The sequence below is a fragment of the Caldinitratiruptor microaerophilus genome (genome assembly GCF_025999835.1).
Taxonomy (GTDB): domain Bacteria; phylum Bacillota; class Sulfobacillia; order Symbiobacteriales; family ZC4RG38; genus Caldinitratiruptor; species Caldinitratiruptor microaerophilus.
Window position 1 is genome coordinate 1,875,613 of record NZ_AP025628.1, and the last position, 21,178, is coordinate 1,896,790.

The 21,178-nt window shown below is 71.6% G+C and carries 19 protein-coding genes, 1 pseudogene and 1 riboswitch; of the genes and pseudogenes, 1 reads left to right on the forward strand and 19 read right to left on the reverse strand.

What is annotated here, in order from left to right; translation table 11 throughout:
* Nucleotides 1-2 precede the first annotated feature (2 nt).
* Nucleotides 3-106: riboswitch (TPP riboswitch) on the reverse strand.
* A gap of 608 nt (nt 107-714) precedes the next feature.
* Nucleotides 715-999, forward strand: a complete 285-nt coding sequence (locus caldi_RS09130; protein ID WP_264841467.1) for a hypothetical protein — start codon at nt 715-717, stop codon at nt 997-999.
* 59 nt (nt 1,000-1,058) lie between these two features.
* On the opposite strand, the gene caldi_RS09135 is transcribed toward caldi_RS09130, so the two are convergent.
* The 19 genes and pseudogenes from caldi_RS09135 to caldi_RS09220 form a co-directional block, all read right to left on the reverse strand.
* Nucleotides 1,059-1,679 carry a 5-formyltetrahydrofolate cyclo-ligase gene (locus caldi_RS09135; protein ID WP_264841468.1) on the reverse strand — a complete coding sequence of 207 codons (621 nt, stop codon included), beginning with the start codon at nt 1,677-1,679 and terminating at the stop codon, nt 1,059-1,061.
* Nucleotides 1,680-1,708: 29 nt separating this feature from the next.
* Nucleotides 1,709-2,059, reverse strand: a complete 351-nt coding sequence (locus caldi_RS09140; protein WP_264841469.1) for an ASCH domain-containing protein — start codon at nt 2,057-2,059, stop codon at nt 1,709-1,711.
* An 82-nt stretch (nt 2,060-2,141) separates the two neighbouring features.
* Nucleotides 2,142-3,491, reverse strand: a complete 1,350-nt coding sequence (gene accC, locus caldi_RS09145; RefSeq protein ID WP_264841470.1) for an acetyl-CoA carboxylase biotin carboxylase subunit — start codon at nt 3,489-3,491, stop codon at nt 2,142-2,144.
* A 38-nt stretch (nt 3,492-3,529) separates the two neighbouring features.
* The gene (locus caldi_RS09150) at nt 3,530-3,742 is read right to left on the reverse strand and encodes a hypothetical protein (RefSeq protein WP_264841471.1); all 213 of its coding nucleotides are present in this window, start codon (nt 3,740-3,742) and stop codon (nt 3,530-3,532) included.
* Nucleotides 3,743-3,871: 129 nt separating this feature from the next.
* Complete coding sequence (locus caldi_RS09155) at nt 3,872-5,329, reverse strand: alpha,alpha-trehalose-phosphate synthase (UDP-forming) (RefSeq protein ID WP_264841472.1); 1,458 nt, start codon at nt 5,327-5,329, stop codon at nt 3,872-3,874.
* Between the two features lie 220 nt (nt 5,330-5,549).
* The gene (locus caldi_RS09160; RefSeq protein WP_264841473.1) at nt 5,550-7,004 is read right to left on the reverse strand and encodes an MFS transporter; all 1,455 of its coding nucleotides are present in this window, start codon (nt 7,002-7,004) and stop codon (nt 5,550-5,552) included.
* Nucleotides 7,005-7,069: 65 nt separating this feature from the next.
* Entirely contained in the window at nt 7,070-7,558 is a 489-nt protein-coding gene (locus tag caldi_RS09165) for a biotin/lipoyl-containing protein (RefSeq protein ID WP_264841474.1), read from the reverse strand.
* Between the two features lie 66 nt (nt 7,559-7,624).
* A complete protein-coding gene (locus caldi_RS09170) occupies nt 7,625-9,172 on the reverse strand; it encodes an acyl-CoA carboxylase subunit beta (protein WP_406568077.1) in 1,548 nt (515 codons plus the stop codon).
* A complete protein-coding gene (gene mce / locus caldi_RS09175; RefSeq protein ID WP_264841475.1) occupies nt 9,169-9,585 on the reverse strand; it encodes a methylmalonyl-CoA epimerase in 417 nt (138 codons plus the stop codon). The genes caldi_RS09170 and mce overlap by 4 nt, the downstream gene beginning before the upstream one ends.
* Before the next feature lie 28 nt (nt 9,586-9,613).
* A complete protein-coding gene (locus caldi_RS09180) occupies nt 9,614-10,039 on the reverse strand; it encodes a cobalamin B12-binding domain-containing protein (protein ID WP_264841476.1) in 426 nt (141 codons plus the stop codon).
* 30 nt (nt 10,040-10,069) lie between these two features.
* Nucleotides 10,070-11,740 (reverse strand): acyl-CoA mutase large subunit family protein, encoded by a 1,671-nt coding sequence (locus tag caldi_RS09185; protein WP_264841477.1) that lies wholly within the window; start codon nt 11,738-11,740, stop codon nt 10,070-10,072.
* 14 nt (nt 11,741-11,754) lie between these two features.
* Nucleotides 11,755-12,390 carry a TetR/AcrR family transcriptional regulator gene (locus tag caldi_RS09190; RefSeq protein WP_264841478.1) on the reverse strand — a complete coding sequence of 212 codons (636 nt, stop codon included), beginning with the start codon at nt 12,388-12,390 and terminating at the stop codon, nt 11,755-11,757.
* A gap of 24 nt (nt 12,391-12,414) precedes the next feature.
* On the reverse strand, nt 12,415-13,470 hold the full coding sequence (gene arcC, locus caldi_RS09195; RefSeq protein WP_264841479.1) for a carbamate kinase: 1,056 nt from the start codon (nt 13,468-13,470) through the stop codon (nt 12,415-12,417).
* 85 nt (nt 13,471-13,555) lie between these two features.
* Nucleotides 13,556-14,347: pseudogene (locus caldi_RS17790) on the reverse strand (oxamate carbamoyltransferase subunit AllH family protein); the annotation flags it as partial.
* 115 nt (nt 14,348-14,462) lie between these two features.
* On the reverse strand, nt 14,463-16,142 hold the full coding sequence (locus caldi_RS09200; RefSeq protein ID WP_264841480.1) for a PucR family transcriptional regulator: 1,680 nt from the start codon (nt 16,140-16,142) through the stop codon (nt 14,463-14,465).
* Between the two features lie 223 nt (nt 16,143-16,365).
* Nucleotides 16,366-17,316 (reverse strand): carbamate kinase, encoded by a 951-nt coding sequence (locus caldi_RS09205; protein ID WP_264841481.1) that lies wholly within the window; start codon nt 17,314-17,316, stop codon nt 16,366-16,368.
* A gap of 31 nt (nt 17,317-17,347) precedes the next feature.
* The gene (locus tag caldi_RS09210) at nt 17,348-18,748 is read right to left on the reverse strand and encodes a YlbE family protein (RefSeq protein ID WP_264841482.1); all 1,401 of its coding nucleotides are present in this window, start codon (nt 18,746-18,748) and stop codon (nt 17,348-17,350) included.
* Between the two features lie 8 nt (nt 18,749-18,756).
* Nucleotides 18,757-20,250, reverse strand: coding sequence for an acyl-CoA synthetase FdrA (gene fdrA / locus caldi_RS09215; protein WP_264841483.1), 1,494 nt, complete (start codon nt 20,248-20,250; stop codon nt 18,757-18,759).
* 89 nt (nt 20,251-20,339) lie between these two features.
* Nucleotides 20,340-21,167 carry a cyclase family protein gene (locus tag caldi_RS09220; protein ID WP_264841484.1) on the reverse strand — a complete coding sequence of 276 codons (828 nt, stop codon included), beginning with the start codon at nt 21,165-21,167 and terminating at the stop codon, nt 20,340-20,342.
* Nucleotides 21,168-21,178 lie beyond the last annotated feature (11 nt).

Consider the following 21,178-nt stretch of genomic DNA (forward strand, 5'->3'; position numbering starts at 1 on the left):
CTCTGCACGCGAACGCGCTTCCCTACGCTGGCATTACCCAGGTCAGGTTCGCAGGGTACGGGGCCCGTGGCCCCGTTCTCAGCACGAAGCACCCCTAGCGCGCACTCTCTTTGCACAAGAGTTTAGCGTGAATCGGCGCGGCCGGCAATCGAACACAGGAACGTCTCCGGCCCTCACGCCTGGCCCCCCACTGGCACGACGTCATGGCGGCGATCGGCGTCTCCGGAGCGGCCTCAGAACGGCGTGTCCCGGCCGGCCAGTCCGGCGGGATGCCTTACCTGGCCCGTCCTGCACGTCTCGGACGGGAACCGTCGGTCCGTGGAGGGCAAGTCGTTCACTGCTCCGGAACCTTGTTGCGCCTCACGGGACGACGTGCACTTCAGGAACCGCAGCGGTTCTCGTTGCGGTGCCTGAAGTGCACTGCTCCCCCGTCACGACGTTCGAATGCGGAGGCAGCAGCGCATTCTTGACGTGTCTAGTTTACGTAAAGCTTGTGTTCTGTCGACAGAAATCGGCCGGTGGCGCGTTCACAGGGGCCCTGTGTGCACTTCAGGAACCACTACGCTCTTTCTAGCGGTTCCTGTACTGCACATCGACGCAATTTCTATCCAGATCCAGCAATAAATGGTACATACAGGCGGCGGGGGAGGATGACGGCCATGGAATTCGGCCTGTGGTGGACTGTCCCGGTGCCCGTGGCCCTCGTTCGGCAGGGTGAACAAGCAGTTCGAAGAAACCAACCGCCGCCTGGCCACGCTCGAACGCCTGGCAGAGAGCCTGGGCGCCGAGTTGGGCATCACCTGCAAGGAACACCGGCTCGTGTACGAGGCGGTGGCCCACAGAGACGAACGGCTGCGCGCCCACCTCGACGAGATGCAAAGGGTCCTGTCCGCCCGGGCGGACCGGTTCGACACGCGCCTCGGGCGCCTCGGACTGGGGCTGGCGTCCGTCGCCGCGGGGGCCGGCGAGGTGCCCCCGGGCGGGGCCATCGGATCCTGAGGGCGGCCTGGCAGGTCCGGGGCGGATCGGCAGGGGCAGGGCCATGCGCCGGTAGGGGTTTACGTCGAAGGGGGGCCGACATCCGGCCTGCACCGGATGATCCCCTCGTCCGTCACCACGGCGTCGACCCGCTGGTCGCCGGGGCCTGCGGGAACGGCGTCGACCACCTGGAAGGCATAGGCGTACCCGACCCGGGGGACGCCGGGCGGCAGGCAGGGGAGGAAGCGGTCGTAGAAGCCGCCGCCCTGGCCCAGGCGAGCGCCGGTGCGGTCGAACGCGACCCCGGGCACCACGGCGAGGTCGACCTCACCGGGTGTCACCCAGGGCGCGTCGGGGCGGGGCTCGAGCAGGCCCATCGGTCCCGGGACGAGGTCCGCCGGCCCGCTGTAGAGGTGCAACGCCAGCCCGCGGCCCCCCGACCCGTACACCGGCGCCGGCCCGGGAGGCACCGCCCCCTGCCAGCGCACGACCCGGGGCAGGACCACGCGCTTGCCGTCCCCCAGCGCCCGGGCGATCACGTCCCGGGTTTCCGCCTCGCCCCGCACGGCGACGTAGAGGAGGACCGTGCGGGCACGGGCGAACTCGGGCATCGCCAGGAGGTGCGCCTGGATGGCCGCATCGCGCCGGCGCCGCTCGTCCGCGGCGAGGGCCCCGCGCCGCTCCCGCAGGGCCCTCCGCAAGGCTGCCTTCTCCTCCCGCATCGCCCGGGTCAGTCCGCGATCTCGGAGAACCGGACCAGCGACACGATGGTGTCGAGGTCGATCGGCGTGTTCTGATAGATCTGGCGCAGGAAGTCGACCACGTCCTGGGGGGTCCGCATCTCGGGGTTCTCGCTCTGGATCTCCTCGAGGGTGAGGTCGCGGATCGGCTTGACCGTCACCCGGTCGATGACCGCGGTGAAGACCTTCTTCCGTTTCTTATACCGGTCCCCGTAGGTCACGAGGACCACGTCGCCCTCCTGGTACTTGTCCCGCTTGTCGCCCACGCGGATGGTGCAGGTCTTGTCGCGGCTCACCAGGAACCCGTGGTATACGGACGAGTAGAAGTTCAGAGCCTTCACCGGGTTCCCCCTCCTTTCGCTCCGGCCGACGTGCCGCGGCACCGTTCTCTTCGCCCGCCTGACCGCACGGTCCTGCGCCGGGTCACTTGAGCTGCAGGAACTGCTCCAGCCACTCGGTGTGGAAGCGGCCCTCGCGGAACTCCGGCGAGGCCAGGATGCGCTGGTGCAGGGGGATGCTGGTCCGGATCCCCTCGATGCGGAACTCGCCCAGCGCCCGCTCCATCCGGGCGATCGCCTCGGACCGGTCTTCACCCCAGACGATGAGCTTGCCCACCAGCGAGTCGTAGTGCGGCATCACCTTGAAGCCCGGGTACAGCATCCCGTCGACCCGCGTCCACGGCCCGCCCGGGGGCTCGTAGGCCGTGACGGTCCCGGTGGACGGGAGCAGCCGGTTGTCGGGGTCCTCGGCGGTGATCCGGCACTCGATGGCCGCGCCGCGCAGCTGCACGTCCTCCTGGGATAGCCGGAGCCGCTGGCCGGCCGCGACGCGGATCTGCTCCTTGACGAGGTCGACCGAGGTGATCATCTCGGTGACCGGATGCTCGACCTGGATCCGGGTGTTCATCTCGATGAAGTAGAACTGCCCGGTACTTTCGTCGTAAAGGAACTCGACCGTGCCGGCGTTCGAGTACCCCACCGCCCGCGCCGCGGCCACCCCCGCCTGGCGGATCCGCTCCCGCACTTCGGGCGAGAGGGTGGGCGCCGGCGCCTCCTCGAGGATCTTCTGCCGCCGCCGCTGCAGCGAGCACTCGCGCTCGCCCAGGTGGATGATGTTGCCGTGGGCGTCGCCGAGCACCTGGACCTCGATGTGCCGCGCGACCTCGACGTACTTCTCGATGTAGACGTCGGTGGTACCGAAGGCCGCACCGGCCTCGCTGGCGGCCCGCTCCATCGCCTGCGCCAGTTCTTCGGCGCTGCGGGCGATGCGGATCCCCCGCCCCCCGCCGCCCCCCGCCGCCTTGACGAGCACCGGGAAGCCGATCTGGCGGGCGACGGCCAGGGCGTCGTCCACCGACCTCACCGTCCCCTCCGACCCCGGCACCACCGGCACGCCCGCCTTGCGCATGAGCTCACGGGCCTGGTTCTTGTCCCCCATCTGCCGGATGGCGTCGGGCCGCGGGCCGATGAACGTGAGGCCCCACTTCTCGCAGGCCTCCGCGAAGAACGCGTTCTCCGCGAGGAACCCGTAGCCGGGGTGCACGGCGTCCGCGCCGGTGGCCTGGGCGGCGGTGATGATGGCCGGCACGCTCAGGTAGCTCTCCCGGGAGGGAGCGGGGCCGATGTACTGCGCCTCGTCGGCAAGCTTCACGTGCAGCGCGTCGCGGTCGGCCTCCGAATAGACGGCCACCGTGCGAATCCCCAGCTCGCGGCAGGCCCGGATCACCCGCACGGCGATCTCGCCACGGTTGGCCACGAGGACCTTCTGGAACACGTCTCATCCTCCTGCGCCGGCGCGGATCTCCCCGCGGCCTACCAGCCACGCCGCAGGGGCTGAAGCCTCGACAGGTGCTGCTGCATGCGGCCGGCCACCGCCCAGTTGCCTGCGCCGGCCGCCGGTCCGGCCACGGGTCGGACCGAACGAATGGCCACGCGGCCCGGCTCGGTGTCCAGCACCGCCGCCACGGCGGCCGTGATGGCCACGAGCACGGGCAGGGGGACACCGGCCACCGTCTCCTCGTGCATGCGACCCCTCCAGCGCGGATCCCTGCCGCTCCCCGTGTCTACGCGTCTAATTAAAGCACGGGCAGGCCCCCCCAGGGAAGGGCCTGCTTACGATTTGCTGTTAACACTAGATGATAGAGAACTCCGGCATCACCCGGCGGCGTGCAAGGTGGCCGTCCCCGGCTCACCGACCCGCAGCAGCGAGCGCACCTGGTCCCACCACCAGCGCAGGTCGTGCTCGCGCACACGCCGCCGGAGCGCCTCCATGCGCCGCCCCTTCTCGGCCGGGTCCATCGCGAGGGCACGGAAGATCCCGGCCGCCAGGTCGTTCACCTCGTAGGGGTTGGCCAGCACCGCTTCCGGGAGCTGGGCCGCCGCCCCGGCGAAGGGGCTCAGCACCAGCACCCCGGCCCCGTCGACCCGGGACGCGACGTACTCCTTGGCGACCAGGTTCAGCCCGTCCCGGAGCGGGGTGACCAGGGCCGCGTCGGCCGCCAGGTAGTGCGCCACGAGTTCCTCCCGGGAGAAGGGCCGTACCACGTAGCGCACCGGAACCTGCCAGCCGTCGCCGTGGAGGCCGTTCAGCCGCCCGACCGCCTCCTCCACGCGCCGCCGCACCTCCTGGTACTCGGGCACCTCCGAGCGGCTCGGCACCCCGACCTGGATGAAGGTGACCTTGCCGCGGTACTCCGGGTGCGCGTCGAGGAACGCGCCGAACGCCGCCAGGCGCTCGGGGATCCCCTTCGTGTAGTCCAGCCGGTCCACCCCCAGCAGGATGTGGGGGGTACCGAGGGCGGCGCGGATGGCCTCGGCCCGCCGCCGGACGGCAGGCCGGCGGGCCGTCCCGTCGAAGGCGTCCCAGTCGACCCCGATCGGCAGCACCTGCACGCGAATGACCCGGCCCTGGTACAGGACGGCGCCCTGTTCCTCGTCCACCTCGGCCCCCGGGAGGGCCCGCACCGTCCTCAGGAAGTTGCGGGCATAGTCGGCGGTGTGGAAGCCGATGGCGTCGCTGCCCAGGAGTCCGGCCAGAATGTCCCGGGCCCAGGGCAGGACGAGGAACGCCTCGGGTGGCGGGAACGGGATGTGCCAGAAGAAGGCGATCGGGACATCGGGCCGCGCTTCGCGCACGAAGGCCGGCACGAGGGTCAGGTGGTAGTCGTGCACCCAGACGAGCCGGCCGGGGGCCGCGTTCTCGAGCGCCGCCCGGGCGAAGCGGCGATTCACGGCGCGGTACGCTTCCCAGTGCTCCGCCCGGACCACCGCGCGGCCGACGAAGAGGTGGGACAGCGGCCAGAGGCACGAGTTGGCGAAGCCGTGGTAGTAGCCCCGGTACTCCGCCGCCGTGAGGAGCACCTCGTGGATCCGGTAACGCGGCGCCTCCCGCGGAACGGCCAGGTTCACAGGCAGTTCGCCGGGCGCTGCCGTCCGACCACCCCAGCCGATCCACACGCCGCCTTCGGCCAGGAGCACGGGCTCGACCGCGGTCACGAGTCCGCCGACGGCCCGGCGCAGTTCCGCTCCGCCCGGCGCCGGCCGAATGGTGTACGGGAGGCGGTTGGCCACCACCACGACTCCTGACGGCGCCGGACCCGTGCTGTGTTCCACCGAGCGACCCCCCCCTTCACAGCGGCGACGGGTGCGCAGGCATCCCGGATGTTCCACCTGCCTGCTGCTCATTCTACCACATCCAGCAACAGCCAACAACCCATGCAAACTCCGTAAGGTTGTTGGCTTGGCGCGGGATGCCGGAAAGTCCGTGAGGGCCGAGGACGGCGAAGGGCCCGTCCACTGGACAGGCCCTGACCGGAAACCATGGCAGCGACGGTTAACCACGAGCTTCTCCCCGCCGCCCGTCGCCCTCGGTGTCCGGGCGGAGCAACGAAAGGAGTGCGCCGGCGGCCGCCAGGCCCACCGCCACCAGGACGGTGGCGCGGAAGGCGGCCAGGAACGCCCCGCCCGGGTCCGCCCCTGCGGCCAAGAGCCGCCCCCGGAGGAAGGCGAAGAGGCTTCCTGCCAGCGCCACGCCTGTCACCATGCCAACGTTGCGGGCTGCTGCCAGCAGGCCGGAGGCGACGCCCTGCCGGTCGCGAGGCGCCGCGCCGAGGATCGCGCTGTTGTTCGGCGCCGTGAAGAGGCCGGAGCCGAGTCCGACGAGCCCCAGACGGGCCATGAGATCGCCGGGAGAGGTCTGGATTCCGGCCCGGGCCATGAGCCACAGGCCGGCCCCCAGCGCCGCCATCCCCGCGGTGGCCGGCAGGCGGGAGCCGACCCGGTCCGAAAGCCAGCCGCTGGCGGCCGCCACGGCCACCATCGCCACGGGCTGGGCGGTCATGACGGCCCCCGCCTGCTGCGGGCTGAGGCCGCGCAGCCCCTGCAGGTAGAACGGGAGCAGGAAGGTCAACATGAAGACCACCGTGTACTGGAGATACGCCGCGGCCACCCCGCCGGCGAACGCGGGCCGGCCCAGGAGCCACAGCGGCATCATGGGGTCGGCTGCCCGGCGCTCCTGCACCACGAAGAGCGCGAGCAGAAGACCTCCGCCGGCGAGCAGGACGGTGACCGCGGGGCTGCGCCAGCCCCACGTCTCCCCGCGGCTGAGCGCCAGCAAGATGGCCGTGAGGCCGGCCGCCAGGAGCCCCGCCCCGGGCAGGTCGAACCGCTGGCGGACCCTCCGGCCGCCGTCCTTCAGCACGGCCAGGGCGAGCAGGCCGCCCGCCGCCGATACCGGCACGCCCACCAGGAACACCCAGTGCCAGCCGAACCGCCCGGCGATCCAGCCGCCCAGGCTCGGCCCGACGGTGAGCCCGGCGTAGGTCAGGGTCGCCTGCAGGCCGAGCGCCCGACCCCGCTCGGCCGCGGGGAAGCTGGTCGCGATGAGGGCGGGGGCGATCGCCATGAGCATCGACGCCCCCACTCCCTGCAGGGCGCGCGCGGCGACCAGCGCGCCGAGGTCCGGGGCAAGGCCGGAGAGGAGAGAGCCAGCCCCGAACACGGCGTACCCGGCGCTGTAAACGCCCTTGTACCCCCACATGTCGCCGAGGCGGCCGAACGCCAGCAGGAGGGAGGAGATCGCGAGCAGGTAGGCGGTCACGACCCAGCTCACGTCCCCGATGGTCGCCCCGTAGTGACGCTGGATCAGGGGGATGGCGATGTTGACCACGCTGCCGTCGAGGGCGGACATGAAGGTGCCGACCCCGACGACGCCGAGGACGAACCACTTCTCGCCCGCGCCGGCCGGCCGCCGGGCCGCCGGATCACCGGGCGCCGGTGTCTCCCGCACGCTGCCGCGCCTCCTCCCGCGTCCCCGTGGGGGCGGGACCGGGCCGGCCGCCCGCGGCGCAGCGGTCAGCCGATCACCACGAGGGCATCGCCCAGCCCGACGGTGACACCCTTCTCCACCAGGATCTCCCGGACGGTGCCGTCGCGCGGCGCTGTGATGTCGTTCTCCATCTTCATCGCCTCGAGCACGGCGACCACGTCGCCGGCCCGGACGGCCTGGCCCACCTGGCAGCGCACCGCCACGATGGTCCCGGGCAGGGGCGCGCGCACGACCTCTCCGCCGGCGGTGGGTTCCCGGGAGGGGGCCCGCCGGGGCTCGGCCGGAGCGGCTTGCGCCGCGGGCGACGGGGCCGGCACCGGGTGGACGGGCGGCGGAGCGGGGGGCGGGGCGGGTGGCGCCGGCGGTGCGGCCTGGGGAGCAGGGGACTGGGGGAGAGCCGCCGGCCAGGCCGGCGCGGCGGCGGGCACCGCCGCAGGGTTCGCCGCGGCGCCGACCTCCTCCACCTCAACCAGGTACGTGACCCCGCCGATCGTGACGCGGAACTTGCGGGTCATGCTGGGCGATCCCTCGCTTGATCGTTCGAACTGACGACAGGGCCCGGTGCGCCGCCCACTCCGGCGTCAGACGGGGAAGTTCCCGTGCTTGCGGGCGGGCCGCGACTCCCGCTTGGTTCCCAGCGCCGCCAGCGCCCGGGCGAGCACAGGGCGGGTGGCCTGCGGCTCGATCACCGCCTCCACGTAGCCCCGGGCGGCGGCCATGTAGGGGGTGTTGAAGCGCTCCCGGTAGGCGGCGGTCCACTCCCGCAGGGCCCGGGCCGGATCCCCCTCGTCCGGGGACGGCTTGAAGAGGATGCGCGCCGCGCCGTCGGCGCCCATCACGGCGATCTCCGCCGTGGGCCAGGCCACCGTGAAGTCGGCCCCCAGCGACTGCGAGCACATCGCCAGGTAGGCACCGCCGTACGCCTTGCGCAGGACCACGGTGAGCTTGGGGACGGTCGCCTCGGAGTACGCGTACAGGAGCTTCGCCCCGTGCCGGATGATCCCGCCGTGCTCCTGCGCCGTCCCCGGCAGGTAGCCGGGGGTGTCGACGAAGGTGATGAGCGGGATGTTGAACGCGTCACAGAACCGGATGAACCGGGCCGCCTTGTCGGAGGCATTAATGTCGATGGTCCCGGCCAGCACCCGGGGCTGGTTGGCCACGATGCCCACCGTGCGCCCGCCCAGCCGGCCGAAGCCGACCACCATGTTCATCGCCCACTGGGGCTGGACCTCGAAGAAGTCGCCGCCGTCCAGGACGGGCCGGATCACGTCGCGGACGTCGTAGGGCTTGTTCGGGTCGACCGGCACCACGTCGGCCAGAGCCGACTCCTCCCGGTCGACCGGGTCGCCGGTGTCCAGGGCCGGCGGGTCCTCCATGTTGTTGGAGGGCAGGAAGCTGAGGAGGCGGCGCACCAGGGCCAGCGTGGACGGCTCGTCCGCCGCCGAGAAGTGCGCCACCCCCGACCGGGTCATGTGTGCGGCGGCCCCGCCAAGGGCCTCGAAGGTCACGTCCTCGCCGGTGACGGACTTGATCACCTCCGGCCCCGTGATGAACATGTACGAACCGCCCTCGACCATGAAGACGAAGTCCGTGAGGCCGGGGGAGTACACGGCGCCGCCGGCGCACGGCCCCATGATGACGGACAGCTGCGGGATCACCCCGGAGGCCAGGGTGTTGCGGTAGAAGATCTTCCCGTACCCGTTCAGGGCGTCGACGCCCTCCTGGATGCGGGCGCCGCCCGAATCGTTGATGCCGACGAAGGGTGCGCCGGCCTTGAGGGCCATCTCGAGCACCTTCACGATCTTGTCCGCGTGCTTCTCGCCCAGGCTCCCGCCCTGCACGGTGAAGTCCTGCGAGTAGGCGAACACCGTGCGGCCGTCCACCAGCCCCCAGCCGGTGACCACGCCGTCGGCCGGGATCTCCTTGCGGTCGAGGCCGAACTCGGTGCCGCGGTGCTTGACGAAGAGGTCGATCTCCGTGAACGTGCCCGGGTCGAACAAGAGCTCCAGCCGCTCACGGGCGGTGAGCTTGCCCTGTTCCCGGCGTTTCTGGATGGCCTTCTCCCCGCCCCCCTGCCGGAGGCGCTCCGTTTCCTCCCGCAGGCGGCGGATCTTTTCCTGCATGCTCAACGACGATCCTCCCGCGGCTTCTCTACCAGCTCCACGAGCACCCCGTAGGCGGAGCGGGGGTGGGCGAACACCACCCGGGTCCCACCCGCCCCCGGGCGCGGCTCGTCCGACAGGAACTCCAATCCGGCGGCCCGGCCCCGGGCCATGGCCTCCTCGATGTCATCCACCGCGAAGGCCACGTGGTGGATGCCCTCCCCGCGCTTCTCGATCGAGCGGGCCACCGGCCCGGCCGGGTCGGTCGACTGCAGCAGCTCGATGTGCGTCTCCCCGGCCGCGAAGAAGGCGGTGCGCACCTTCTCCGTGGGCACCTCCTCGATCCGCTCCAGGTGGAGGCCGAGGGCATCCCGCCACACCCGGATCGCCGCCTCCAGGTCCCGGACGGCGATGCCCAGGTGATCCACTTTCTCGATCATAGCAGACCTCTCCCGTTGGCACCAGCTACTAGGAACTGACCGCAGCCGACCGGGACGCGTACCACCGGCGCACGAACTCGATGGCGACCGAGGTCGGGGTGCCGGGGGTGAAGATCTCGGCGATGCCGGCGGCCTTCAGCCGGGGGATGTCGTCGTGGGGGATCACGCCCCCGCCGATCACCAGGACGTCGCCGAGCCCTCGCGCCCGGAGGGCCTCCACCACGCGTGGGAACAGGGTGTTGTGCGCCCCGGAGAGGCTGGAGAGGGCGACGACGTCGACGTCCTCCTGCAGGGCCGCCTCGGCGATCTGCTCCGGGCTCTGGCGCAAGCCGGAGTAGACCACCTCGAAGCCGGCGTCGCGGAACGCCCGCGCGATCACCTTGGCGCCCCGGTCGTGGCCGTCGAGGCCTGGCTTGGCGACCAACACGCGGATGCGGGGGGTCGTGGCGTCCATGGGTGCTGGCCCCTTTCGGTGCGAGTCGTCTCAGATCGTCTCCGGCGGCCGGTACTCGCCGAAGACCGACCGCAGCGTGTCGCAGATCTCGCCCAGGGTACAGTAGGCCTTCACGGCCTCGAAGATGGGGGGCATGAGGTTGTCGTCGCCCTCGGCCGCGCGGCGCAGGGCCTCCAGGCGGGTGTGGACCACCGCCGCGTCGCGGCTCCGGCGCACCCGCTCGAGCTTCTCCTTCTGCCGTTCAGCCACGGCGGGGTCGACCTTCAGGAGATCCTCCGGCGGAGGCTCGTTGATCTGGAAGCGGTTGACCCCGACCACCACCCGCTGCCCGGACTCCACCTCGCGCTGGTAGCGGTAGGCCGCCTCCTGGATCTCGCGCTGCACGAACCCGGCCTCGATCGCGGCCACGGCGCCGCCCATCGCGTCGATCCGGTCGATGTAGGCCCGGGCCTGGCGCTCGATCTCGTTCGTGAGGTGTTCCACGTAATAGGAACCGGCCAGCGGGTCGATCGTCTCCGTGACCCCGCTCTCGTAGGCCAGGATCTGCTGGGTCCGCAGGGCGATCCGCACCGACTTCTCCGTGGGCAGGGCGAGCGCCTCGTCGAAGGAGTTCGTGTGCAGGGACTGCGTCCCGCCCAGGATCGCCGCGAGCGCCTGCACCGTCACCCGCACGATGTTGTTCTCGGGCTGCTGGGCGGTGAGCGTCGAGCCGCCCGTCTGCGTGTGGAAGCGCAGCATCCAGGAGCGGGGGTCCTTCGCCCCGAACCGCTCCCGCATGATGCGGGCCCAGAGGCGGCGGGCGGCACGGAACTTGGCGATCTCCTCGAAGAAGTCGTTGTGCGCGTTGAAGAAGAAGGAGAGCCGGGGGGCGAAGGTGTCCACGTCCAGCCCCCTCTCCAGCGCCGCCTGCACGTAGGCGATCCCGTTGGCGAGGGTGAAGGCGACCTCCTGCACCGCCGTGGACCCGGCCTCCCGGATGTGGTAGCCGGAGATGGAGATGGTGTTCCAGTTGGGGATGTTCTCGGCACACCAGGCGAAGATGTCCGTGATGAGCCGCATGGAGGGCCGCGGGGGGAAGATGTAGGTCCCCCGGGCGGCGTACTCCTTCAGGATGTCGTTCTGCACCGTGCCGCCGATCCTGTCCAGCGGCACCCCCTGCTTCTCCGCCACGGCGGCGTACATCGCCAGCAGCACGGAGGCCGGGGCGTTGATGGTCATCGAGGTCGTGACCCGGTCGAGCGGGATGCCGTCCAGGAGGATCTCCATGTCGAGGAGCGAGTCGATCGCCACCCCGACCTTGCCGACCTCCCCCTCGGCCCAGGGGCTGTCCGAGTCATAGCCGATCTGGGTCGGCAGGTCGAAGGCGACCGAGAGGCCGGTCTGCCCCTGCTCGAGGAGGTAGTGGAACCGGCGGTTGGTCTCCTCCGCCGACCCGAAGCCGGCGTACTGGCGCATGGTCCAGTGCCGCCCGCGGTACATGGTCGGCTGCACGCCGCGGGTGAAGGGGTACTCGCCAGGAAAGCCCAGGTCCCGCAGGTAGTCCACCGGCACGTCGGCGGGCGTGTACAGCCGCTCCACGGGAAGACCGGACTGGGTGGCGAACTGTTCCTGACGTTCGGGGGAGCGCCGGAGGGCCTTGCCGACCGTCTCCCGCTCCCAGCGCTCCTTCTGCCGGCGGATGTCGTCGTGTTCGCCGGCCATCGCCTCTCCCTCCCCTACCGCCTGTCCTTGCGCTGCTGCCCGGCGGACCCCGCCGGCTCCGGGCTCAGCACCACGCCCAGGAACTGGTAGACCGCCTCCTCGACGCCGGGCGGCGGCGCCTTGCCTTCCCAGAGGTTCCAGCGCCGGTTGACGAACTCGGCCGCGCCGATGAGACACCACGCCAGGGTCTCCGGGTCGAGCGCCCGGACCTGGCCGCGCGCCTGGGCCTCGGCCAGCACGCGGCTGTACCCCCGGGCGATCGACTCGTGGTACTCCCGCGCCAGGGCCGGGTCCACGATCTCCGCCTGGGCCAGGAGCCGGTACAGGCTCCGGTGGCGGCCCGACCACCGGAAGAACGCCGTGAAGGCCCGCTTCTCCGCCTCCACCCGGTCGCCGGCGCCCGCCGCGGCCGCGGCGGTCTCCCGGCGCAGTTCCCGGCTGAGGCTGCGTACCACTTCCCGGAAGATGGCGAGCTTTCCGGGAAAGTAGAAGTAAAAGGTGCCGAGCCCCACGCCGGCGCGCCGGGTGATGTCGGAGACGCTGGCGCCGTGAAAGCCCTTCTCGGCAAAGACCTCCTCGGCCGCCGCCAGCAGGCGGGCGAGGGTTCGCTCGCCCCGGGGGGTCCGGGGCTGAGCGGTCGATTCCGCCAAGGCGGCGCTCACCTTCCGCCTTCGTCACCGTCCGGGCCTGTTGCCGGATTCGGCCCGGGGGCTCGAAGTCGATGATCGATTCGAGTCTCCGATTTCGACATACGCTTGCCACATCCCTTCAGGGACCTGAGCCGCCGCGGCATCCGGAATCACCTGGGTGCCGCTGTACCCCTCGACCCCCGCCAGCGCCTCGTCCAGCGCGGCGACGACGGCGCGCTCGCCACCCGCCCGCACGAAGGCGATCGCCCCTTCCACCTTGGCCCGCATGCTCCCGTCGGCGAAGTGCCCTTCCCGGAGGTACGCTTCGAGCTCCGACGCCGTCACCCGGTCCAGCGGCTGCTGCTCCGCCGTGCCGTAGCGCAGGTAGACGCGGGGGACGTCGGTGAGGATGGCGAGGAGGTCGGCGCCCAGCTCCGTCGCCAGCCGCTGGGCGGTCAGGTCCTTGTCGATCACCGCCTCCACCCCCCGGAGCCCGTCCGGCCCCTCGGCCACCGGCACTCCGCCCCCGCCCGCCGCAATGACCACCACGCCAAGGCCGACCAGCGCCCGGATGGCGTCGAGCTCGACCACGCGCCGGGGGGCGGGCGAGGGCACCACCCGCCGCCAGCCCCGGCCTGCGTCCTCGCGCATCACCCACCCTTTGGCCTGCATGAGCGCTCGGGCCTCGTGTTCCGCGTAGAAGGGTCCGACGGGTTTCGTGGGATTCCGGAAGGCCGGGTCGTGCGGATCGACGACGACCTGCGTCACGACGGTCACCACCGGGCGTGGCACACCGTGAGCCTGGAGCGCCACCCCGAGCTCCCGCTGCAGCAGGTACCCGATCTGGCCCTGGGACTGTGCCCCGCACACGTCCAGAGGCATGGCGGGAACCCGGTCCCGGGCCGCTTCGTTCTGGATCAGGATGTTGCCCACCTGAGGGCCGTTGCCGTGAGTCACCACCACCCGGTGGCCCCTTTCCACCACCCGGGCGATCTGGCGGCACGCCGTGCGGACGTTCTCGGCCTGCTCCTCCGCCGTCCCCGTCTGCCCATGCCGCAGGATGGCGTTGCCCCCAAGCGCGATGACGACCGTCTTCCCCATCGCCCTCACCTTTCGACACCACGTCCAGGGCAAGCAGGACGCCCAGAGCCCAGTCGGAGCCCGAGGTCGCTCCGTGGCGGAGGACAGAGGCGAGCGCCTCCGCCCGGCCTTCTGCGGCTCCGCCCAGCAGGGCGTCCACGAGCCGCACGCCGTCCGCCGCCGCCACCCCGCGGGCGGCCCAGCGGAGGAAGTGCGCGGACAGCGCCGTCGTCCGGCGGCGCTCGAGGGCTTCCTCGATCGCCCGCCGCAGGACGGCGGCGGCCGGGTGACCGCTGCGCCCCAGGGCGAACACGAGCCCCGCCAGGAAATCGTCTCCGCTCGGGGTGAGCCCGGGTCCCAGCCCCACCAGGGCCTCGACGGCGCGCGCCAGCCCGGCCGGCGCCGCTGTACCCGCGGTTCCCTGAAGGGCCGTGCGGAGGGCCTCCACCCGCGCCGCCGCCGCGCTCGCCAGCCTTCCCTCCCACCGCGTCCTGCAGCAGTCCCCCAGCCCCCACGGACGGCCCGCCGCCGGGAGGGAAGCGGCCAGCCAGGCCGCCGCCTCCCGCAGCTGCGCCTCAGAGGCACAGGCGGGCGGCGGCGGCGGCGCCCAGTCGAGGGCCTGCCCCCACGCCACGCACGCGCCCTCGGGACCGACGAGAACGCCGCCCTCGCACCGGACGGTGTCGCCGGGCTCCCACCCGGGGACGGGCGGCGATCCGGTGTCGGCGAGGACGACGAGCCCTGGTCCGTCACCGATCTCCGGCGCGACGAGGCCGACCAGCTCGTCGCCGAACCGGAGGTTGACCGCCCGGCGGTGAGCACTGAGAACGGTTCCCGCACGGCCGGAGGCCAGAACTGCCCGCACCGGGGCGTGGAGCGTCGCTGCTTGCCACCGCATCGTATCCCCATGGTAGCGGACGGAACCCGCGCGAATCGTCGTGGAACCATCACAAAAGCGGGGCCCGCCCAGCCCCGCCGGTTGTCAGGTTTCGTGCGCGCCGCCGCCCCTCCGTCTAGGCCAGGGAGCCCACCGCAGGCGACGGAACGAGCCCACGCAGGCGCGCCGCGTGCAAGGCTAGCTGGAGGTGGAGCCGGCTCTCCGCGTCCTCCAGGTCCATGCCCGTGATCTGCTGGATGCGCTCCAGGCGGTACAGCACCGTGTTGTAGTGGGCGTAGAGCTGTGCGGCAACGCGGCGGACGTTGCCCTTGTTGGCGAAGAAGGCTTCCAGCGTGCGCACGAGATCCGTGCGGTGGGCCAGGTCGTACTCGACCAGACGGCGGATGCTGGACAGGAAACGCTCCATCTCGTCCGACGGGCCGATCATGTCCAGGATCGGGAACACGCCCAGGTCGTCGACGTGCGCAACCCGGCCAGGCCCCCACACCCGCTCGGCGATCGCCGCCGCCCGCCGCGCCTCGAGGAAGCTGCGCCTCACCCCTTCCACGCCCCGCTGGACGCTCCCGACCCCGATGCTCAGTCGGAGCAACCGGCCGAACGGCCGCACTTGCTCCAGGAGGTGCCGGGCGAACCCCATGGCCTCCGCCCGGCCATCCCCCCTGCCACTCGGCCGCCTGAGGACGACCGTGTGGAGCTCGACCTCCCCGGTCAGCGCCTCCGCGCCGGCAAGCCGGCACACTGCCTCGTAGAGCTGGTCTGCCGCGGCCTGTGCCGCCGCGGCCTCCTGGGGGGAATGGACGGAGGCGGGCTCCGCCTTGACGGCCACGACGTAGTACGGCGCGGCGAGGTCCAGGCCGTAGAGCCGCGCCCGCTGCATCAGCGCGGCCTCGGACCGTATCTCGGGGGCGAAGAGCGCCGCGAGGAACTCGCTGCGGTACCGGCGCTCCACCTCCAGCAGGGTCCGCCGGTTGGTGAACTCCAGGGCCACCACCGTGGCCGCCGAGTCCAGCGTGATCAGGTCAAGTTCGCCCACCGGCCGGCCGGCTTCCCAGACCACGATTTCTCCGTGCGCTCGGCTCCCGACCACCACCGGGGTGACCACGCGGCTGAAGGTCCGACCCTGCCAGCGCACGACCTCGTGCCGGTGCAGCGTCTCGCCCGCAGACAGGAGGTACTCGCTCTGGCTGGCCTCCCGGGCGCTCTGGCGCTCCAGTTCCTCCGCCTCGTCCCCCGCCAGGGTCCCGGGCGCCCAGGCCAGGACCTGCCGGGCGGCGTCGAGGATGGCCACCGGGTTCCCGAGCAGCCCCGAGAGGCTGAGAGCCAGCGACTCCAGCCCGCGCCCCTCGAGAACCGCCTTCATCATCTCCCGGTGCGTCTCGTGCTGCCGGCTGAGCACGGTGGCCTGGCGGCTCACGATCTTGGCGAAGATCGGCTGCATCACCTCCGAGAAGGGAACGTCGGGCGGCAGGACGATCAGCGGGAGGGCGAGCTCGGTGGCACTCAGGAGCATCTCGGAGGGGAGTTCCCGCACGTAGGACTGCTTCACCGCCAGCGCGGCGGCGCCGAGGCGGTTCACCTGGCCCACCAGGTCGATCTGCGCGGCGCGGTCTTCGCGGATGGCGTACAGCGCCGTGATGAGGAAGTCCCCTGCCTTGACGAAGCGCAGGGCATCGGGCGCTTCCAGCACCCCCACCGAGCGGACCGCGCGCTCCATCCCGCCGGTCCCCGCCAGCACCCGGGCCCCCGGAATGAGTTCCACCGCCTCCCGAACCGTGATGGCTCCCAGGTGCTCCACGGCGGTCCCTCCCTTGTGGAAACATCACATCTCGGAAGTTTCGGCGCGTAAACTTCCGTTACATGGTCCATGCAAGTCTTAGGGTGGGTTTCGCCGCGCTCACCCCAGGCTCCTGTCACCCTGTCAGCTTGTGAACTTTTGCCTTATCCCCGCGCCTCCCGGTCGTAAGGTCGCATCAGCGCCCGAGGTGCCGCCGCGCCCCGGTAGGCACGGACGGCCAGCATCACGGCTCGATGACCGTACCTCCTTCGCCGGCGAGGGCCCTGCCCAGCGTGGAGAGGTCCGTGATGAGGGCAGGACGCTGCCGGCGCTCGGCGAAGCGGGCCGCCGCCTCCACCTTGACGCCGATGCTGCCGTACGGTAGATCCCCGCTCGCCACGAGGCCGCGGGCCTCGGCGACGGTGAGCCGCCTCAGGCCGGTCTCGCCATCCTGCCCCCAGCGCGCGATCACATGGGGGACGCCCGTAAGGAAGACGAGCATGTCCGCCGCGATCTCGACGGCCAGGAGGCTGGCGGCCAGGTCCTTCTCCACCACGGCCTCCACCCCCCGGACGCGGCCGTCGGGTGCGCGCACCACGGGGACTCCCCCACCTCCCGCGGCGATGACCACACAACCGGCATCCAGAAGGGACTTCACCTGCGGGCTCTCACACACGGTTCGGGGCTCCGGCGACGGCACCACGTGCCGCCACCCCCGCGCATCGCGCTGCAGCACGTACCCGCGCCGCGTCAGTTCGCTGGCCTTGGCGGCGGAGTAGACGGGGCCGACCACCTTGGTGGGGGCATGGAACGCCGGGTCCGCCGGATCCACCAGTACCCGGGTCAGGAGGCAGACGACGGGCCGCCGGATTCCCGCCCGGTAGAGGGCAGTGTCGAGGGTGTTCTGGATCAGGAGGCCGATCTGCCCCTGGCTCTCGGCGCCGCAGACATCGAGCGGCATGGGCGGGGCGAGAGCCCGGGCCTCCTCGTTCTGGAGCACGATGTTCCCCACCTGGGGCCCGTTCCCGTGGGTGACCACGAGCCGGTGACCGGCAGCCACGAGCTGCGCCAGCTGCCGTCCGGTGGCTTCCAGGTTCTCCGCCTGCTCCGCGGCGCTCCCGCGCTGCCCCGGCCGCAGGATCGTGCCGCTCCCGAGCGTGACCACGATCGTCATTCCGCCCTGAATGGCTGCCATCGCTCCTCCCGGCTTGGCGAAGCGCTGCGGATTACCCGTCGAAGGCGTCGGCGAGGGCCAGAAGGGCGTCGGCGAAGATGTTGGCGGGCGGATTCACGAGACCGGCTCCCACCTGCCCGACCCCGGGGTCCTTGTGCGCGATGCCGGTGTTGATGCTCGGCAGGATGCCGGTCTCGACGACGCGGCGGACGTCGATGCCTGTGGGCGTGCCGCGGAAGTTGAAGTACGGGATCTGGTAGTACCGGTTCTCCGCCAGCGTGATCTCGTACATCTTCCGGGTCAGCTCGATGGCCAGGTCCACGGTGCCGCCCACGAACTGGACGATGGCCGGCGCCGCCGCCATGGCGAACCCGCCGATTCCTGCGGTCTCGGTGATCACCGAGTCGCCGATGTCCGGGCTGGCGTCCGCCTCGGTGAAGCCGGGGAAGTAAAGGCCCCGGACCTTCTGAGCCGGGCCGGTGAACCACCGCCCGGGCAGCCCCGAGACCTGCAGCCCGAACTCGTAACCGTTGCGGGACATGCACGTGACCACGGTCGAGTCCCGGACGCCTCGCGCCGCGTCGAGGGTGGCCTTGGCGGCCGCCATGGAAAGGTTCACGAACCAGACCTCGTTGTGGCCGATGAAATCCAGCACCCGGGCTACCCGGTCGGGGCCCAGCGGCCCCCGAACGGCGTACGGGGCCACCTCCCGCAAGAACAGCGATCCGGCGGCCTTGTTCCGGTTGTGGCACTCGTCGCCCATGTGCAGCGCCTGGGCGATCAGGCTCCGGAGGTCGAGGCCCCCCATCTCCCGGACCGCGTGCCGCAGGGTCTCGGCCACGTCCGTGTTGATCCAGCGGAGCTTGTCGAGCACGTCCGGAGCGTAGGCCCCCATCCGGAGAACCCTGCCGTACCCTTCGTTCAGATTGGCGAACGCCCGGTTGCCGTAGGCCTTGTTCTCGACCACGAACACCGCGCTGGAGTACGACGTGACCCCGGCCATCGGTCCCACGGCGCCGACGTCGTTGTTGGAGCGGAAGGTGATCGCCCCCGAGGCAGCCAGCTCGGCTGCCTCCTCCGGCGTCCGGGCGAGCCCCTCGAGCATCAGGGCCCCCATGACGGCCCCCCGCTGGGGGCCTGCCATCGTCTCCCAGCGGTTGGGCGGCCCCGAGTGGAGGATGGTGGTCCGGGTCATCCCGGGGATGACCTCGCCGGCCGTGGCAACGTCGACCCACACCGGGTGACCGCTGAGAATGATCTCGAGGGCCCTGGCGTTCGCAGCCTCCACCCTGGGGTGGCTGAGCTTCTCCAGCGCGGCGACGAGGCGCGGGTCGCCGCCCGCCGGCGGCTGCCAGTCCAGCTGGGTGACGGCGATCCCCTGAGCCCTCAGGCTGTCGGCGAAGTGGGCGGTTCCCACGTTCAGGACGTGCAGGGGCTGACGCAAGAGGCTCATCGTGGACCCTACCTCCCCTCCAGGCTGGCGGCAACGGTCAGGGCGGCGAGGCGCGCCGTGGGCAGGACCACCGCGCCCGCCGCACGGAGCCGCTCCTCCTGTTCCGACCGCCGCTGGGGGTCGGCTTCCGTCGCCGTGACCGACGCCACCACCGCGACGCCCCCGGCGACGGCCGCTGCGATCTCGTCCGCCAGTGCCCCCGCCGGGTCGGGGTGTGCCCCGTGGCCCGCGACGATGTCGAGGAGGATGACGGCCGTCTCGGGGTCGGCGGCCTCGGCCCGGAGCCGCTGCCTGCGGACGGTGGGATCGATCATGGGGTGTGCGCGTCCCACCGTGAAGGTATCGTCTCCCAGGTCCAGGAGCGTGTGGCCGCGGCTGCGGTCCACGCCGCCCCGGCGCTCGGCCACCGGGTGCACGTTGCAGAGGACCGGCCCCACCCGCGCTTCCAGCACGGCGAGCGCCTGGTCGCACAGCGAACCGCCGGAGAAGAGGCCGCGGACGTAACGCCGGCCGGGGCGGACCGGGAGGGCGGGCAGCGGCCCACCGTAGCCGATCTGCGCCTCCAGTTCGGCGACCGGCCGCCCGGTGGCGAGGGAGACCGCCTGCACGGCGGCCTCGTCGATGGACAGGGCCCCCTCGCCGCCCAGGAAGCAGGTCACGACCGGCTTGGAGATCGCCCCTATGTCGGCGGCGAGCCGCTGTGCCACGGCCGGAGCCGGCGGCTTGGAGAGGACCACGATGACCGCCGTCTCCGGATCCTCCGCCAGGAGGCGCAGGCCGTCCCGCATCATGAGACCGCCCACCTCGGCGGTCAGGTCCCGGCCCCCCGTGCCGAGGAGGTGGGAGATGCCGCTTCCCAGCCGGTCGATGAGGACGCTGAGTTCCTGGGAGCCCGTCCCGGACGCCGCCACGATGCCGATCGGACCCCGCCGCACGGCGTTGGCGAAGCCGAGCCCCACCCCACCCACGATCGCCGTCCCGCAGTCCGGGCCCATGAGGAGCAGGCCCTTCTCGTGGGCCAGGCGCTTGAGGGCCACCTCGGTCTCGAGGGGGACATTGTCGCTGTACAGCATCACGTGGAGGCCGTGTTCCAGCGCCTTGCGGGCCTCCCGCCCGGCGTAGGCGCCCGGCACCGAGATGAAGGCGAGGTTCGCGCCCGGGGCCTGGCTGAGCGCGGCGGTCAGCGTCCGCGGCAGAGCGCCCCCCGACCCACGATCGCCCCCTCCGGAGCCCTTCCGGAGGAGGACCTCCGCCTGCTCCAGCGCGGCCGCCAGCGCCTCGTCGGTCTCCGCGTCGACGGCGATGACCAGGTCCGTTTCCCTGGCTGCCCGGGCAGAGTCCGTGAGGAGCCCGACCTGCTCCAGGATCTCCTTGTTCATCTCCGTGGCCATGGCGACCACGGCCTCCCGCACGCCCGGGAGTTCCATGAGCTTCTGGGAGATGGACATGAGGGCGACCGAGTCGTGGTACGTGTTCGGCTTGACGACGGTCTGGACCGGCACGGCGTCACATCCTTTCGAGCACCCCGGAGTCGCCGGAGCGAGAAGCGGAGGGGGGTGGCCCCTCCGCTCCCCCGGCTGAGACGGCCCGGCTACCTGGCGGGGACGAACGCCAGCATGCGGCACCACGCCGCCTCGCCGCCCCGGAAGCGGAACGGGAAGCAGCCCACCCACACCCGCTGGTCGAGGATCTCGTCGATCTCGCCGCCGATGTTCTCCACGTGGAACACGCCGTGCGGGAAGAGCTTGGTGTGGGTCATCTGGTACCATTCCTGGGGGAACACCTCGTCCAGGTCCTTGACGCCCAGGTGCTTGCGCACGGTCTCCGCCACGTCCGGCCGCACCTGCCGGACCACGGTGTCGAACGGATGGTCGGTGGACATGGCGTCGATGGCGATCCAGCGGATCCCGCGGTCGAGCACCCACTGGACGAACTCCTTCTTCGGCCCGGGCTGGTTCAGGAAGTAGCGGGGGAGGTCCGGCTTGGCCTCGCCGCACTTCGTCGGGCACCACTGCTCGTTGTAGTAGCGGTGGAAGCCGGTGTGGATGAGGAGGATGTCACCCTTCTCGATCCGGATGCCCGTCTTCTTCTCCCACGCCTCGAAGTGCTCGGGCCCGTACAGGTCGTAGTCGCCGACGCCCATCTTTTCGAGGTCGACGACGACGGCCGGACCGAACAGATGCTGGACCGGGATGCCCGCCACGTCAGGACCGGGGTCGTAGAAGTGCCAGGGGCTGTCCAGGTGCGTGGAGAGGTGGATCGTCGACGAGATGTGCTGCGCGTTCACCCCCTCGAAGGCGATCCGCTTGACCCACTTGACGGTGGGACCCTCGTACCGGGCGAAGGCCGGCGAGTTGGAGCTGAAATCCTGGGACAGGTCGAGCACGCGGACGTTGCTGAGATCGAGGAACTGGTTCATGCGCCCTTCCT